The organism is Saccharothrix texasensis, assembly GCF_003752005.1.
Taxonomy (GTDB): domain Bacteria; phylum Actinomycetota; class Actinomycetes; order Mycobacteriales; family Pseudonocardiaceae; genus Actinosynnema; species Actinosynnema texasense.
This window is the reverse complement of record NZ_RJKM01000001.1, coordinates 2,939,463-2,952,807: the sequence shown is the minus strand read 5'-3', so window position 1 is coordinate 2,952,807 and position 13,345 is coordinate 2,939,463. Positions and strand designations below refer to the sequence as shown.

The 13,345-nt window shown below is 73.5% G+C and carries 16 protein-coding genes; 11 read left to right on the top strand and 5 right to left on the bottom strand.

Annotation, left to right across the window (positions count from 1 at the left end; translation table 11 throughout):
* Nucleotides 1-99: 99 nt before the first annotated feature.
* A complete protein-coding gene (locus EDD40_RS11680; RefSeq protein WP_123742920.1) occupies nucleotides 100-666 on the bottom strand; it encodes a TetR/AcrR family transcriptional regulator in 567 nt (188 codons plus the stop codon).
* Nucleotides 667-747: 81 nt separating this feature from the next.
* On the opposite strand from EDD40_RS11680, the gene EDD40_RS11675 reads away from it, so the two are divergent.
* The 3 genes from EDD40_RS11675 (at nucleotide 748) to EDD40_RS11665 (ending at nucleotide 4,657) form a co-directional block, all read left to right on the top strand.
* Nucleotides 748-1,242 (top strand): FBP domain-containing protein, encoded by a 495-nt coding sequence (locus EDD40_RS11675; RefSeq protein ID WP_123742919.1) that lies wholly within the window; start codon nucleotides 748-750, stop codon nucleotides 1,240-1,242.
* A 151-nt stretch (nucleotides 1,243-1,393) separates the two neighbouring features.
* Nucleotides 1,394-2,845 (top strand): DHA2 family efflux MFS transporter permease subunit, encoded by a 1,452-nt coding sequence (locus EDD40_RS11670; RefSeq protein ID WP_123742918.1) that lies wholly within the window; start codon nucleotides 1,394-1,396, stop codon nucleotides 2,843-2,845.
* A gap of 234 nt (nucleotides 2,846-3,079) precedes the next feature.
* Nucleotides 3,080-4,657 (top strand): right-handed parallel beta-helix repeat-containing protein, encoded by a 1,578-nt coding sequence (locus tag EDD40_RS11665; RefSeq protein ID WP_123742917.1) that lies wholly within the window; start codon nucleotides 3,080-3,082, stop codon nucleotides 4,655-4,657.
* Nucleotides 4,658-4,713: 56 nt separating this feature from the next.
* Here the strand turns inward: EDD40_RS11665 and EDD40_RS11660 are convergent, their stop codons facing one another.
* Nucleotides 4,714-5,172: a hypothetical protein gene (locus EDD40_RS11660; RefSeq protein WP_123742916.1), complete on the bottom strand. Its 459-nt coding sequence runs from the start codon at nucleotides 5,170-5,172 to the stop codon at nucleotides 4,714-4,716.
* Nucleotides 5,169-5,534 (bottom strand): hypothetical protein, encoded by a 366-nt coding sequence (locus EDD40_RS11655; protein WP_123742915.1) that lies wholly within the window; start codon nucleotides 5,532-5,534, stop codon nucleotides 5,169-5,171. The genes EDD40_RS11660 and EDD40_RS11655 overlap by 4 nt, the downstream gene beginning before the upstream one ends.
* A 138-nt stretch (nucleotides 5,535-5,672) precedes the next feature.
* Between EDD40_RS11655 and EDD40_RS11650 the strand changes: the two genes are divergently transcribed.
* From EDD40_RS11650 to EDD40_RS11635, 4 genes are read left to right on the top strand one after another with little or no spacing between them, the layout of a single operon-like run.
* Nucleotides 5,673-6,065 carry a GntR family transcriptional regulator gene (locus tag EDD40_RS11650; protein WP_170185031.1) on the top strand — a complete coding sequence of 131 codons (393 nt, stop codon included), beginning with the start codon at nucleotides 5,673-5,675 and terminating at the stop codon, nucleotides 6,063-6,065.
* Nucleotides 6,062-6,943, top strand: coding sequence for an ABC transporter ATP-binding protein (locus EDD40_RS11645; RefSeq protein ID WP_123742913.1), 882 nt, complete (start codon nucleotides 6,062-6,064; stop codon nucleotides 6,941-6,943). The genes EDD40_RS11650 and EDD40_RS11645 overlap by 4 nt, the downstream gene beginning before the upstream one ends.
* The gene (locus EDD40_RS11640; protein ID WP_123742912.1) at nucleotides 6,940-7,932 is read left to right on the top strand and encodes an ABC transporter permease subunit; all 993 of its coding nucleotides are present in this window, start codon (nucleotides 6,940-6,942) and stop codon (nucleotides 7,930-7,932) included. The genes EDD40_RS11645 and EDD40_RS11640 overlap by 4 nt, the downstream gene beginning before the upstream one ends.
* A 22-nt stretch (nucleotides 7,933-7,954) precedes the next feature.
* Nucleotides 7,955-9,109: an alpha/beta hydrolase family protein gene (locus tag EDD40_RS11635; RefSeq protein ID WP_123742911.1), complete on the top strand. Its 1,155-nt coding sequence runs from the start codon at nucleotides 7,955-7,957 to the stop codon at nucleotides 9,107-9,109.
* Here the strand turns inward: EDD40_RS11635 and EDD40_RS11630 are convergent.
* On the bottom strand, nucleotides 9,073-9,768 hold the full coding sequence (locus EDD40_RS11630; RefSeq protein ID WP_123742910.1) for a GntR family transcriptional regulator: 696 nt from the start codon (nucleotides 9,766-9,768) through the stop codon (nucleotides 9,073-9,075). The two genes, EDD40_RS11635 and EDD40_RS11630, sit on opposite strands and share 37 nt — an antisense overlap.
* A gap of 28 nt (nucleotides 9,769-9,796) precedes the next feature.
* On the opposite strand from EDD40_RS11630, the gene EDD40_RS11625 reads away from it, so the two are divergent.
* The 3 genes from EDD40_RS11625 to EDD40_RS11615 are packed head-to-tail and all read left to right on the top strand — an operon-like array spanning nucleotide 9,797 to nucleotide 11,852.
* Nucleotides 9,797-10,213, top strand: coding sequence for a VOC family protein (locus EDD40_RS11625; RefSeq protein ID WP_123742909.1), 417 nt, complete (start codon nucleotides 9,797-9,799; stop codon nucleotides 10,211-10,213).
* The gene (locus EDD40_RS11620; protein ID WP_123742908.1) at nucleotides 10,210-10,887 is read left to right on the top strand and encodes an SDR family NAD(P)-dependent oxidoreductase; all 678 of its coding nucleotides are present in this window, start codon (nucleotides 10,210-10,212) and stop codon (nucleotides 10,885-10,887) included. The genes EDD40_RS11625 and EDD40_RS11620 overlap by 4 nt, the downstream gene beginning before the upstream one ends.
* Before the next feature lie 8 nt (nucleotides 10,888-10,895).
* Nucleotides 10,896-11,852, top strand: a complete 957-nt coding sequence (locus tag EDD40_RS11615; protein ID WP_123742907.1) for an LLM class flavin-dependent oxidoreductase — start codon at nucleotides 10,896-10,898, stop codon at nucleotides 11,850-11,852.
* A 23-nt stretch (nucleotides 11,853-11,875) separates the two neighbouring features.
* On the opposite strand, the gene EDD40_RS11610 is transcribed toward EDD40_RS11615, so the two are convergent.
* Nucleotides 11,876-12,457: a TetR/AcrR family transcriptional regulator gene (locus tag EDD40_RS11610; protein ID WP_123742906.1), complete on the bottom strand. Its 582-nt coding sequence runs from the start codon at nucleotides 12,455-12,457 to the stop codon at nucleotides 11,876-11,878.
* An 89-nt stretch (nucleotides 12,458-12,546) separates the two neighbouring features.
* On the opposite strand from EDD40_RS11610, the gene EDD40_RS11605 reads away from it, so the two are divergent.
* On the top strand, nucleotides 12,547-13,314 hold the full coding sequence (locus EDD40_RS11605; protein WP_211348501.1) for a class I SAM-dependent methyltransferase: 768 nt from the start codon (nucleotides 12,547-12,549) through the stop codon (nucleotides 13,312-13,314).
* Nucleotides 13,315-13,345 lie beyond the last annotated feature (31 nt).

Sequence of the window (13,345 nt, the reverse complement as noted above, 5' to 3'; positions counted from 1 at the left end):
CAGCGGGTGTCGAAAGTTTCGACTCCAGCTCTCGTGCTGGAGCACGGGCAGTCGGCGGGTCACGCTCCACGCGGACGTGTGGAGCGGCGGTGCGCCCCGTCAGGACGGCCAGTTGCCGAGGGCCACGTGGAGCACGTCGAGGGTCTTCGACCACGACGCCGCGGTGTCGCGCGGGTGGTGGCCGAAGCCGCCCGACGCCTCCAGGGTCGTGTAGCCGTGCAGCGTGCTGTGCAGCATCCGCACGGCGTCGGTCTCGGCCGGCTCGGGCAGGTGGTAGCCGCGCAGGATGGCGCGGGTCATCTCGGAGTGCCGGTCCGCCCGGCTGGTGGCCGCGATCTCCGGGGTCAGGTCGACCCGCATGGCGGCGTAGCGCCCGGGGTGCTGCCGGGCGTAGTCGCGGTAGGCGTTGGCGAAGGCGACCAGCGCGTCCTTGCCCGCGCGCCCGGCCAGTGCGGAGGCGGCGCGGTCGGCGAGCTCGGACAACGCCAGCACGGCCACCCGCTCCCGCAGGTCCCGCGCGTTCTTCAGGTGGGAGTACAGGCTCGCGTCCTTGACGCCGAACCGGCGGGCGAGCGCGGAGACGGTCAGGTGGTCGAACCCGATCTCGTCCGCCAGTTCCGCCGCCGCCTGGACCAGTCGTTCGACGGTCAGCCCCGCGCGTGCCATGTCGCCCTCCTTCAACCTAGGAGTCCTAGGCTAGCACTTATACATTTGTCGCTCGTGGCTAGCTGACGTAGTTTGGCGGGCATGGAACCCGTGACCGAGCGCGAGATCCGCGCGTCCTTCGTCAACTGCACCAAGGGCGAGGCGAAACGCCTGTCCGTGCCGGGTGACCTGGCCACGCGACCGTGGGACGACCTGGACTTCCTGGGCTGGCGCGACCCCGCGTCACCGCAGCGCGCCTACCTGGTGACCCCGTCCGGTGACGGCCTGGTGGGCGTGGCGCTGCGCCTGGCCGCACCGCACGCCGGCCGGCCCCGCCGCACCATGTGCTCGCTGTGCCTGACCACGCACCAAGGCGGCGGCGTCTCCCTCATGACGGCGCGCAAGACCGGGCGCGAGGGCCAGCAGGGCAACTCCGTGGGCGTCTACCTGTGCGCCGACCTGGCCTGCTCGCTCTACCTGCGCGGCAAGAAGGACGCCGGCCCCGGCGCGCGCCTGCACGAGTCGCTCACCTCGGCCGAGAAAGCCGACCGGACCGCGGCGAAGCTCGCCGCCTTCCTCGCGCGGGTGACCGGCTGAACGCCGGCCGTCACCACCTCTGTGGACTGTGGCCGCGAGTTCGCCGACGGAAAAAGTGAGGTGGTGTCGGGATCTCCGGAGGTAGGGTTGAGGGGTTCGGGGCGCCGTCGCCTCTTCGTCGCGCCCTTCTTTTCCTCTGGGGGATCCACGCATGACTTCCGCAGGTGTGTCCGACGCCGTGACGTCGCCGCCCGCGCTCACCCGCGCCGACCGCGCCGTGATCGGCGTGCTGCTCGTGGCCACGTTCGTGGTCATCCTGAACGAGACCATCATGGGCGTCGCACTGCCCGTGCTGCTGACCGAGCTGAACGTGACCGCCGCCGTGGGGCAGTGGCTCACCGCCGGCTTCCTGCTGACCATGTCGGTGGTCATCCCGATCACCGGCTACCTCATCCAACGGGTCTCCACGCGCGTGCTCTACGGCGTGGCGATGGGCCTGTTCAGCGCCGGCACGCTGCTCGCGGCGCTGGCGCCCGGCTTCGCGGTGCTCCTCGCGGCACGCGTCGTGCAGGCCTGTGGCACGGCCATCATGCTGCCGCTGCTCATGACGACCGTCATGACGCTCGTGCCGCCGGCCCGGCGCGGCGCGGTGATGGGCAACATCTCCATCGTCATCTCCGTCGCGCCCGCCATCGGGCCGACGGTGTCCGGCGTGGTGCTCGACATGTTCAGCTGGCGCGCCATGTTCTGGGTCGTGCTGCCGATCTCGGTGGCCGCGCTGGTGCTCGGCCTGCGCTGGGTCACGCGCATCGGCGAGGCGAGCAGCGCGCCGCTCGACGTCGTGTCGGTCGTGCTGTCGGTGTTCGGCTTCGGCGGCCTGGTCTACGGCCTGTCGAGCATCGGGCACAGCGGCGGCGGCTCGTCCGCCACGCTGTGGGCGTCGCTCGCGGTCGGCGTGCTCGGCATCGTCGCGTTCGTGCTGCGGCAGGTGCGGTTGCAGCGGCACGAACGGGCGCTGCTCGACCTGCGCACGTTCGCCTTCCGCACGTTCACGCTGGCCAGCGCGCTGATGATGGTGATGATGGGCCTGCTGCTCGGCGTCGTCACGATCCTGCCGATCTACACCCAGAACGTGCTGGGGCTCGACCCGCTCGCCACCGGCCTGCTGCTGCTGCCGGGCGGTCTGCTGATGGGGCTGCTGTCGCCGTTCGTCGGCCGCCTCTACGACCGGGTGGGGCCGCGCGTCCTGCTCATCGTCGGCACGGTCGCCACCAGCGGCTCGCTGTGGTTCGCCACGACGTTCGACGAGGGCACGCCCACGCCGCTCGTGCTGGTGTTCCACCTCGTGCTGAGCCTGGGCCTGGCGTTCTCGTTCACGCCGCTGTTCTCCTCCGGCCTCGGCGCCCTGCCCGCCCGGCTCTACTCGCACGGCAGCGCGATCTTCAGCACGACCCAGCAGCTCGCCGCCGCGGCGGGCGTGGCGTTGCTGGTCAGCGTGATGAGCGCGCGTGCCGCCGAGTTGGCCGCGGCCGGCGAGGTGACCACCGGCGCCGAGATGGGCGGCATGCACTCCGCGATCGTGCTGGCGGCGATCCTGTCGCTGGTCGCGGTGGCCGGTTCGTTCATGGTCAAGGCGGGCAAGGCCGAAGAAGCCCCGCACTAGCGAACGGCGGGCGCGGGGGCGGCATTCGTCCCCGCGTCCGGCCCGACGGTCGCGGCAATTCGTTCATCATTGTGAAACCGCCGTTCATCATTGTGAAACCGCAGGGTCGTCCGCACTGGACATTGCGTGCTTCCGAAGATGTGCGTTAGCGTGCCCGGGATCGCTCCCAGAATGGGTTTGCGCAGTTCAGAAGCGTGAACCCAGGCCGCTTCGCGTCATCCCAAGGGAGAAACAATGAGGTTGAAACCCTTTGTCGTCGCCACCGCGGTGAGTGCGGTCGCGGCCCTCGGGTCACCCGGCGCCACTGCGACCGCGTCGACCACGCACCACGAAGCCGAAACCGCGCCGGCGGTGTGTTCGGGCGTCATCGAGAGCAACTGGTCGGGTTACTCGGGCACGGGCTTCTGCAACGCGGACAACGCCGTCGGCGCCCACGCGCAGTTCACCGTCACCGCGCCGGCCGCGGGCGCCGCGACCGTCCTGGTCCGGTTCGCCAACGGCGGCACGTCCGCCCGCGCCGCCGACCTCGTGGTCAACGGCTCCACCGCGCAGACGGTCTCGTTCGAGGCGACGGGCGCGTGGTCGACCTGGGCCTCGAAGACCCTGTCCGTGACGGTGCCGGCGGGCGCCGTCACCATCCGGCTCAGCCCCACCACCTCGGCCGGCCTGCCGAACGTCGACCACCTGGACTTCACCCAGGACGGCACGCCGCCGCCCGCCGGCGCGCTGTACGTGGCGACCGACGGCGACGACGGCAACCCCGGCACGCTCGCCGCGCCCCTGCGCACCATCCAGCGCGGCGTCGACCTGGCCGAGCCCGGCGACACGATCACCGTCCGCGGCGGCACGTACGCGCCGAGCACGAACATCCAGCTGCTCAAGAACGGCACCGCGAGCGCGTCGATCACGTTGCGCGCCCACGACGGCGAACGCGTGGTCATCGACGGCGAGAACATGCCGCACACGCCGGGCGCGGTCGGCTCCAGCATCCCGCGCGCGGAACGCGGCGCCGTCCACATCGAGGGCGACCACTGGCGGCTGATCGGTCTGGAGATCGTGCACGGCCCTTACGGCGTGTTCGGCCTGGACGTCGGCAACACCGTCTTCGACCGGCTCGTCACGCGCGACAACTACGAGTCCGGCCTGCACCTGCAAGGCGCGTCGAGCAACAACCAGATCATCAACCTGGACGCGTACGGCAACCGCGACCCGCGCAAGAACGGCGAGAGCGCCGACGGCCTGGCCATCAAGGAAGGCTCCGGCTCCGGCAACGTCGTGCGCGGCGCGCGGCTCTGGAACAACTCCGACGACGGCCTGGACTACTGGATGTTCTCCTCGCCGATCCTGCTGGAGAACAGCCTGGCCTGGGGCAACGGCTTCAACCGCTGGAACTTGCCCGGGTTCACCGGCGACGGCAACGGGTTCAAGCTGGGCGGCAACGGCGTCGCCGCCGACCACACCGTGCGCAACACGATGACGTGGGACAACGCGGCCGGCGGCGTCGTGGACAACAACAACCCCGGCCGGCACCGGGTCGAGCGCAGCACCGCGTGGGACAACCCGAAGACCGGGTTCCAGTTCGACCGCTCGGCCGCCGCGCTGACCAGGAACCTGGCCGCGGCCAACGGCGCGAACGTCTCGCTCGGCTCGAACTCCGGCGGCAGCGGCAACTCCTGGGACCTCGGCGGCTCGTGGTCGTTCGCGAGCACGGACCCGGGCACGATCACGGGTCCGCGCGCCGCCGACGGCTCGATCCCGTCCTCCGCCTTCCTGCGCCCGGCCAACGGCGCCGACGTGGGAGCGCGTTTCTAGGTCCGGCACCGAGGCGGGGCCGGGCACGACGCCCGGCCCCGCCGTCGTGCCCGGCGCTACCCGCAGTGCCAGACCGTCGGCAGCTGCCTGGCGCTCGGCGCGGGCACGCTGCGCCCGGCGACGGCGCCGTTGTCGGCGGACACGTCCACGCTCGGCTGGTCGGTCAGCGCGGCGGTCCGGGCGTCGAACTGCCACACGCCCCAGGTGCCGGTGCCCTCGGACCAGCCGACCGACTGACCGGCCCGGTTGACCGAGTGCGCGTAGGCGCTGCCCGCCGGCGGCGACGGGACGCCGTCCTGGTTCCACGGCGCGCCCTTGCCGTCGTAGCCCGACGCGGGGTAGGTCTCGCCCGCGACGCGGCCGTTGGACAGGTCCCAACCCCGCACGGTGACCGTGCCGGACGGGTTGGCGAGCTTGCGGGCCGTGCCCGCCTTCCACAGGTACAGCGCGGTGGCCGAGCCGGAGTCGCGGGTCGGCAGGTGTTCGACGAGCACCGTGCCGTCCTGGTCGATCACCTTGGCCCGCGCGTGCCCGGTGGTGTGCTGGACGCGGTGCCGACGATGTCGCCGTTGTCGTTGACGCCCTCGGCCGCCGCGCCGCTGAAGCCGGCCGGCGTGGGCAGCGCCTCCAGCGCACCGCCGCGTGAGCGGATGGCACGCCCGGCGGCGGAGCCGACCACGGTGCCCTGCCGGTTCACGTCGGTCACCGCCGGGTTGACACCCCCGAACCGGCCGAGGTCGGTGGCCTGGCCGTCGACCCAGCGCATCGCCCTCATCGTGATGGACCAGCCGCTCTTGACCGCCCAGCCGTAGCCCGCCCAGCCGCCCCCGCTGTCGGCGGCCGCGACGGCCGCGACGGCCGTGTGCCTGGTGCTCATGGTGCTCCCTGTGGACGGTGGGATTCCTGTGCGCACCACCGTCAAGGCACCTGCCGACCGTCCGCTGACCGGCGGCCGACTCGACACGCTCTTCCTAGGTACCTATAGTGCTAGGTAGCTAGATAAATGGAGGTATGCGTGATCGAGTTCCACCTCGACGGCAGGTCGGGCCTGTCGCCGTACCAGCAGCTGGTCCGGCAGGTGCGGCACGCGCTGCGGCTGGGCCTGCTGCGCGAAGGCGACCAGCTGCCCAAGGTGAAGGACGTGGTGGCGGACCTCGCGATCAACCCGAACACGGTGCTCAAGGCTTACCGCGAACTCGAGCACGACGGCCTGGTCGCCGCCCGTCCCGGCGTGGGCACCTTCGTCACGGGCACGCTGTCCGGCACTTCGCTCGCCGCGCTCGCGCCCCTGCGCCAGGACCTGCGGCGCTGGCTCGCCAAGGCCCGCCGCGCCGGCCTGGACGACGAGGGCGTCGAGGCGTTGTTCCTCACCACGTTCCGCGCCGCGGCCGCGGAGGACATCGCGTGACCGCGCTGCGCGCCGAGGGGTTGGGCAAGAAGTACAAGCGGCGCTGGGCGTTGGCCGGTTGCACGCTGGACGTGCCCGCCGGGCACGTGACCGGGCTGGTCGGCCCGAACGGCGCGGGCAAGTCGACGCTGCTCGGCCTCGCGGCCGGGATGCTCGAACCGTCGAGCGGCACGATCGAGGTGTGCGGCGGCGTGCCGGGCAGCGGTCCGGCCCAGCTGGCGAAGGTCGGCTTCGTCGCGCAGAACGCCCCCGTCTACGCGAACCTGACCGTCGAGGAGCACCTGCGCCTCGGCGCGCGCCTCAACCCCGGCTGGGACGACGGGCTGGCGCGGGCCCGGGTCGCGCGGATCGGGCTCGACCCGGCGTTGGCCGCGGGCAAGCTGTCCGGCGGCCAACGCGCCCAGCTCGCGCTCACCCTGGGCATCGCGAAGCGGCCCGAACTGCTGCTGCTGGACGAGCCGGTCGCCTCGCTGGACCCGTTGGCGCGCCGGGAGTTCCTCCGGGACCTCATGGAGGCCGTCGCCGAGCACGGGCTGAGCGTGGTGATGTCCTCGCACCTGGTCGCCGACCTGGAACGCGTGTGCGACCACCTCATCGTGCTGGTGGACTCCCGGGTCCGGCTCACCGGCGACGTCGACGAGCTGCTCGCCACGCACCGCAGGCTGACCGGTCCGCGTCGGGACGTCGACACCCTGCCCGGGGACCAGCGGGTCGTCTCGGCGCGCCACACCGACCGCCAGACCACCGTGCTGGTGCGGACGGAGGCGCCGATCCTCGACCCCGCCTGGGACGTCGGCGAGCTCGGCCTGGAGGACCTGGTGCTGGCCTACCTGGCCGACCCCGGCGTCGGGCGCCCGGACCTGGGAGTGGTCCGATGACCTGGTTGACGTGGCGGCAGCTGCGCTTCCCCGTGGCGTCGGTGTACGCGGCGCTCGCGCTGGCCGGCGTGGTGCTGGCGGTCGGCCGCCCGGTCCACGGCGACTTCGGCGACCAGGAGTTCCGCTACCTCGGCAGCCTGCTCGCCGTGCAGCTGCTGCCGGCCGTCCTCGGCGTGTTCTGGGGCGTGCCGATGATCGCCCGCGAGCTGGAGGCCGGCACGCACACCTTGGTGTGGAACCAGAGCGTCACCCGCTCCCGGTGGCTGGCGGTCAAGCTCGGCGTCGGCGCGCCGGCCGCCGTGGTCGCGGCGGGCCTGCTCAGCCTGCTGGTCACGTGGTGGGCCGACCCGATCGACACGGCGGCGGGCCTCGACACCGAACGGGGCTTCGAGCCGCGCGTCACGCCGGTGGTGTTCGCCGCGCGGGGGATCGCGCCCGTCGGGTACGCCGCGTTCGCGTTCGTGCTGGGCGTCGCGGTCGCGATCCTGTTGCGCCGCACCGTGACCGCGATGGCGGTGACGCTCGTGGTGTACGTCGCCGTGCAGCTGGTGGTCCCGGTCGCGGTTCGCCCCCACGTGCTGCCGCCCGTCGAGGAGTCCGTCACGCTCACCGCGCGCACCATCGCGGGCATCCAGACGAAGACCGGCCCGAACGGCGAGGTGCCCCAGGCGTTGCGGGTCGTCGAACCCGCGGGCGCCTGGGTGCTGGCGAACGAGACCGCGGACGCGGACGGCGTCGCGGCGCACCCGCTGCCCGCCTCGGTCGACGACTGCCTGCCGTCCTCGCCGGCGGACCCCCTCACCCCGCCGGACCTCGACCGGATCCGCGGGTGCTTCGCCCGGCTGGACGACCTCGGCTACCGGCAGCACCTGGCCTACCAGCCCGCGAGCCGGTTCTGGCCCCTCCAATGGGTCGAACTGGCGCTGTACCTCGCGTTGTCGGCACTGGTGACGTGGTTCTGCTTCCGCCGGCTGCGCCACCTGTCCTGACACCATCCCGAAGGGGGAAACCATGCGCGGTCCCACAGTCCTGATCGCACTGGCGCTCGTCCTGTCCGCCACGCCCGCGTCCGCCTCGCCGACCGGCGCCGGCCCCGCCGCCGACGACCCGACGCCCCACCTGCCCGCGCCGACCGGCCGGCACGCGGTGGGCACGACCTCGCTGCACCTGACCGACCCCTCGCGGCCCGACCCGTGGGTGCCGACGACGAACCGGGAGCTGATGGTCTCCCTCTTCTACCCGGCGGCGTCGGCGCACGGGCCGAAGAAGCAGTACCTGACGGCGGCCGAGTCGGCGGCGGTGCTCGACGAGGCGGGCGTCACCACCCTGCCGGCCGACGTGTTGAGCACCGTCCGGACCCACGCCGTCGTGGACGCGCGACCGGCGGGCCGTCGGCACGGCCTGCCGCTGGTCGTGCTGTCGCCCGGGTTCAAGAGGCCGCGCGCCACCCTGACCGCGCTGGCGGAGGACCTGGCGAGCCACGGTTACGTCGTCGTGGTGGTCGACCACACCTACGAGAACGTCGCCACCACGTTCCCGGACGGGCGGGTCGCGCCGTGCGCCGCCTGCGGCCGGCACGACGTCGAGTTCTGGGTGAAGCTCCGGGACGGGCGGGCGGCGGACGTGTCGTTCGTGCTGGACCAGCTCACCGGACCGCTGCGCCACCGGCCCGGCGCGAACCTGGTCGACGCCTCGCGGATCGCCGTGGGCGGCCACTCGGTCGGCGGTGCGAGCAGCCTCGCCGCGGCCCGCGCCGACGGGCGCATCCGCGCCGCGATCGACGTGGACGGCTCCATCGACACCCCCGGGACCGAACCGGCCCTGTCCCGCCCGGTCATGCTGCTGGGCCGGCGGAACGCCTACGCGCCGGGCGCGCCCGGCGGCGCGGCCGACACCTGGGCGGCCCACTGGCCGTCGCTGACCGGCTGGAAGCGGTGGCTGGTGGTGGCGGGCGCCGAGCACCCGTCGTTCACCGACCTCGGGGTGGTGGGGCCGCAGCTGGGCCTGGACTTCGGCGCGGAGGTGGACGGCGAGCGCGGCGCGGCGATCACCCGCGCGTACGTGCGGGCGTTCTTCGACCTGCACCTGCGCGGTGAGCCGCAGCCGCTGCTGGACCGGGCGTCGGCGAGCTACCCGGAGGTCTCGGTCGTCGAACCGTCGAGCTGACCGACGAGCACCCGCATCGCCGAGTGGACGTGCTCCTCGGCGAAGCGGGTGACCTCGGCGGCGTCGCCCGCGTCGAGCAGGCGCACGATCTGCCGGTGCTCGTCCACGACCACCGCGCGGTAGTCGTGGTGGCCGAGGCGGATGCGGGTGAGCTGGAACAGGTGCACCTGCGACCGCACGGCGCGCCACGCCTCGAGCAGGCGCCGGTTGTCGGCGGAGCGGTAGATCGTGTCGTGGAACTCCATGTCCAGCGCGAGCAGCTCGTCGCTCGGCGCGCCCGCGGCGAGCCGGCGGGCCATGTCGTCGACCAGCGCGCCGAGCGCGTCCAGGTCGACCCGCCCGATCGCGCGACGGCCCGCCAGCCCCTCCAGCGCGGCGCGGACCGAGTAGACCTCCTCGGCGTCCTGCGCGGTGAGGTCGACGACCCTGGCTCCCCGGTGCCAGGCGCTGCGCACGAGCCCTTCGCGCGCCAGCACGGCGAGGCCTTCGCGCACCGAGCCGCGACTGACGTCCAGCGACGCGGCCAGCTCCACCTCGCGCACCGGCGAGCCGGGCGGGAACACGCCCGCGAAGATCGCTTCCCGGATCAGGTCGGCGGCCTCGTCCGCGAGGCCCCGCCGGTCGGCCTTGCGCAGCTGCATGATGTCGAATGTTGACATCGGCCGGGTCGTTGGTCAAGGTGGGGGCATGAGACCCGGTTTCCACCTCGCCGTCCCCGTCGACGACCTGGCCAGGGCCCGCGAGTTCTACGGCGGCGTGCTCGGGCTCGAAGAGGGTCGATCGGCCGAGAAGTGGGTCGACTGGAACTTCTACGGCCACCAGTTCGTGACGCACGTCGTGCCCGGACCGCGCGACGACGCCGGCCGCAACCCGGTCGACGGCCACGACGTGCCCGTGCCGCACTTCGGCCTGCTCCTGCCGATCCCCGAGTTCCACGCGCTGGCCGAGCGGCTGCGCGCGGCGGGCACGACCTTCGTGATCGAGCCGTACCTGCGGTTCGAGGGCGAGCCGGGCGAGCAGTGGACGATGTTCCTCCGCGACCCGGCGGGCAACGCGCTGGAGTTCAAGGCCTTCAAGGACGAGTCGCAGGTGTTCGCCAGGTGAGCCGCGGCGTGCTGGTCACCGGGGGCAGTCGCGGCATCGGCGCGGCGATCGTCCGAGCCTTCCGGGACCTCGGTGACGAGGTGGTCGCACTGTCCTCTTCGGACGTCGACCTGGCCGACCCGGCGGCGGTCGAGCGGGTGGTCGACTCGGCGGTGGATGCGCTCGGCGGCGTCGACGTCCTGGTGAACAACGCGGGCCTGGTGGAGCTCGGTTCGCTGGACCTCCCGTACGCGCAGTGGCAGGCGTTGTGGCGGCGCACGTTCGCGGTGAACGTGTTCGGCGCGGCGGACATGTCGTACTGCGTGGCCCGGCACATGATCTCGCGCGGCACGCGCGGGCGGATCGTCAACGTGGGTTCGCGCGGCGCGTTCCGCGGCGAGCCGGACATGCCCGCGTACGGCGCGAGCAAGGCGGCGTTGCACTCGATGGGCCAGTCGCTGGCGGTGTCCCTCGCGCCGCACGGCATCGCGGTGGCGTCGGTGGCGCCCGGGTTCGTCGGCACCGACCGGGTGGCGGAGCTGGTGACCGACGAGGTGCTGGCGCAGAGCCCGTTCGGGCGGGTGGCGACACCGGAGGAGGTGGCCGCCGCCGTGGTCTACCTCGCCTCGCCGGCGGCCGAGTGGGCGTCCGGCGCCGTGCTCGACCTCAACGGCGCTTCGTACCTGCGGACCTAGGAGCACGTGTGAGTCGTTCCGGAGCTGTCGGGCTGATCCTGCCCCGCGACCTCGCGCCGTCGCGGGTGCTGCCGTTCGCGAAGCGCGCCGACGAGCTCGGCTTCGACGAGCTGTGGGTGGTGGAGGACCTGGGTTTCCGCGGCGGGATCAGCCAGGCGGCGGCGGTGCTGGCGGTGACGGGGCGCATCCGGGTCGGCATCGGCCTGCTGCCCGCGGGCGCCCGCAACGCCGCGTTCGCCGCGATGGAGGTGGCGACGCTGGCCCAGCTGTTCCCCGGCCGGGTCGACATCGGCATCGGGCACGGCATGCCGGGGTGGATGCGGTCGGTGGGCGAGTGGCCCGCCAGCCCGTTGACGTTGCTCGAGGAGTACCTGGGCGCGGTGACGGCCCTGGTGCGGGGTGAGTCGGTCGAGCCGGGTGACCACGTCCGGCTGGACGGGGTCAGGCTGGAGCCCGGGTGCGTGCCCGGGACCCCGCCGCGCGTGCTGGCCGGGGTGCGTGGCCCGCGGTCGCTGGCGGTGTCCGGGCGGGCGGCGGACGGGACGGTCCTGGCCGAGCCGACGACGCCGGAGTACGCGCGGGCGGCGCTGGCGCGGGTCGACGCGCGCCGGCCGCACCGGCTCGTCGGCTACAACGTGGCCGCGGTGCACGCCGACGCGTCGGTGGCGGTCGAGGCGGTCCGCGCGGGGCTGGAGTGGATCGGCGAGCCGGACTGGGCGCCGCACATCGCCCCGCTGCCGTTCGCGGCGGAGTTCGCGGCGTTGCGGCGGGAGTCCGGGAGCCGGGACGAGTTCGTGCGCCGGCTGCCGGAGGAGTGGGTGCGGCAACTCGCGGTGACCGGCACACCGGAGGACGCGCGGGCCCGGCTGGCAGAGCTGTTCGCGGCCGGTGTGGACAGCGCCGTGCTCTTCCCGATCGGCCCGGACCCGCTGGCGGCGATCGAGGAGCTGGCCGCCGTCCTGTAGGCGCTGCGACCGCCGAGGCGTGGTCAGAGCACGCCGGCGACGACCGTCGTCACCGCCTTGCGCACGGCGTCGCGCCCCGGCCGTGCGCCCCGGTCGGCGAACAGCAGGTGCGCGGTGCCGATGAGGGTGGGCGCGAGGGCGTCGACCGGGGCGTCCGGCGCGATGCGGCCGAGGTCGCGTTCGGCGGCGAGGTAGGCCGCGATCGTGGTCACCGCCTCCGTCAGCACCGGCACCCCCGCCGGCCACGCCCGCCGCAGCCGGGCGCGCAGCTCGTCCCGGAAGGTCACCAGGGCGACGATCGCCACCGCGACGGACCCGAACAGGGCGATCAGCGCGTCGGTGAGGTTGTCGGTGACCGTGCCGGAGCCCGCGGCCTCGCGCAGGGCGGCGGCCTGGGCGTCCATCCGGTGCACGCGGTCGAGCACGAACTCGGCCAGGAAGGCGTCGAAGTCCTCGAAGTGCCGGTGCAGGACGCCCTTGGCGCAGCCCGCCTCGGTGGTGACGGCACGGCTGGTCAACGCGCTGGGACCGTCCCGCAGCAGGATGCGGTCGGCGGCGTCGAACAGCTGCTCGCGCACGTCGCGGATGGCCACACCGGTGGGCACGGTGCTCCTCTCGGTTGACGAGTGGGCGCTTGCCCACTCATAGTGGGCACATGCCCACGATACCTTCGGAACCTCACCACGCCCGCGGGATGGCCGAGTCGTTCGGCGCCGACCCCGAGCGCTACGACCGCTCCCGACCCACCTACCCGGACGCCCTGGTGGAGGCGGTCGTCGCCGCCAGTCCCGGCCCCGACGTGGTGGACGTCGGCACGGGCACCGGCATCGCGGCCCGGCAGTTCCAGGCGGCCGGGTGCCGCGTGCTCGGCGTCGAGGTCGACCCCCGGATGGCCGCCTGGGCCCGGCGGCGCGGCCTCGACGTCGAGGTGTCCTCGTTCGAGGACTGGGAGCCCGCCGGCCGGCTGTTCGACGCCGTCGTGTCCGGGCAGACCTGGCACTGGGTGGACCCGGTCGCGGGCGCGGCCAAGGCGGCGCGCGTGCTGCGGCCCGGCGGCCGGCTGGCCGTGTTCTGGAACGTCGCCCAACCCCCGCCCGCCCTGGCCCAGTCCTTCGCCGACGTCTACCGCCGCGTGCTGCCGGACTCCCCGCCCGCCCGCGCGTCCACCACGACCGGGTACTCGCCGTTCACCGCCCGCGCGGTCGACGGCATCCGGGAGGCGGGCGCGTTCGGCGACCACGAGCAGTGGACCTTCGACTGGACCCGGACCTACACCCGGGACGAGTGGCTGGACCAGCTGCCGACCTCGGGCGCGGCCGCCCTGCTGCGGCCCGAGGAACTGGCCGAGGCGCAGGCCGGCGTCGGCGCGGTCATCGACGCGGCGGGCGGCAGCTTCACGATGGCCTACACGGCCGTCGTGATCACCGCCACGAGGTCGCGACCCGTCCACGCCTCCCGGTGACCTCCGGTGAACCGCGGTGGTCCGGCGCGTC

Excerpts from the sequence above, each read along its gene's own strand:
- EDD40_RS11625 (WP_123742909.1), top strand. The coding sequence starts at position 9,797 with ATGAGACCCGGTTTCCACCTCGCCGTCCCCGTCGACGACCTGGCCAGG.
- EDD40_RS11670 (WP_123742918.1), top strand. The coding sequence starts at position 1,394 with ATGACTTCCGCAGGTGTGTCCGACGCCGTGACGTCGCCGCCCGCGCTC.
- EDD40_RS11675 (WP_123742919.1), top strand. The coding sequence starts at position 748 with ATGGAACCCGTGACCGAGCGCGAGATCCGCGCGTCCTTCGTCAACTGC.
- EDD40_RS11665 (WP_123742917.1), top strand. The coding sequence starts at position 3,080 with ATGAGGTTGAAACCCTTTGTCGTCGCCACCGCGGTGAGTGCGGTCGCG.
- EDD40_RS11655 (WP_123742915.1), bottom strand. The coding sequence starts at position 5,534 with ATGAGCACCAGGCACACGGCCGTCGCGGCCGTCGCGGCCGCCGACAGC.
- EDD40_RS11635 (WP_123742911.1), top strand. The coding sequence starts at position 7,955 with ATGCGCGGTCCCACAGTCCTGATCGCACTGGCGCTCGTCCTGTCCGCC.
- EDD40_RS11640 (WP_123742912.1), top strand. The coding sequence starts at position 6,940 with ATGACCTGGTTGACGTGGCGGCAGCTGCGCTTCCCCGTGGCGTCGGTG.
- EDD40_RS11605 (WP_211348501.1), top strand. The coding sequence starts at position 12,547 with ATGGCCGAGTCGTTCGGCGCCGACCCCGAGCGCTACGACCGCTCCCGA.
- EDD40_RS11680 (WP_123742920.1), bottom strand. The coding sequence starts at position 666 with ATGGCACGCGCGGGGCTGACCGTCGAACGACTGGTCCAGGCGGCGGCG.
- EDD40_RS11630 (WP_123742910.1), bottom strand. The coding sequence starts at position 9,768 with ATGTCAACATTCGACATCATGCAGCTGCGCAAGGCCGACCGGCGGGGC.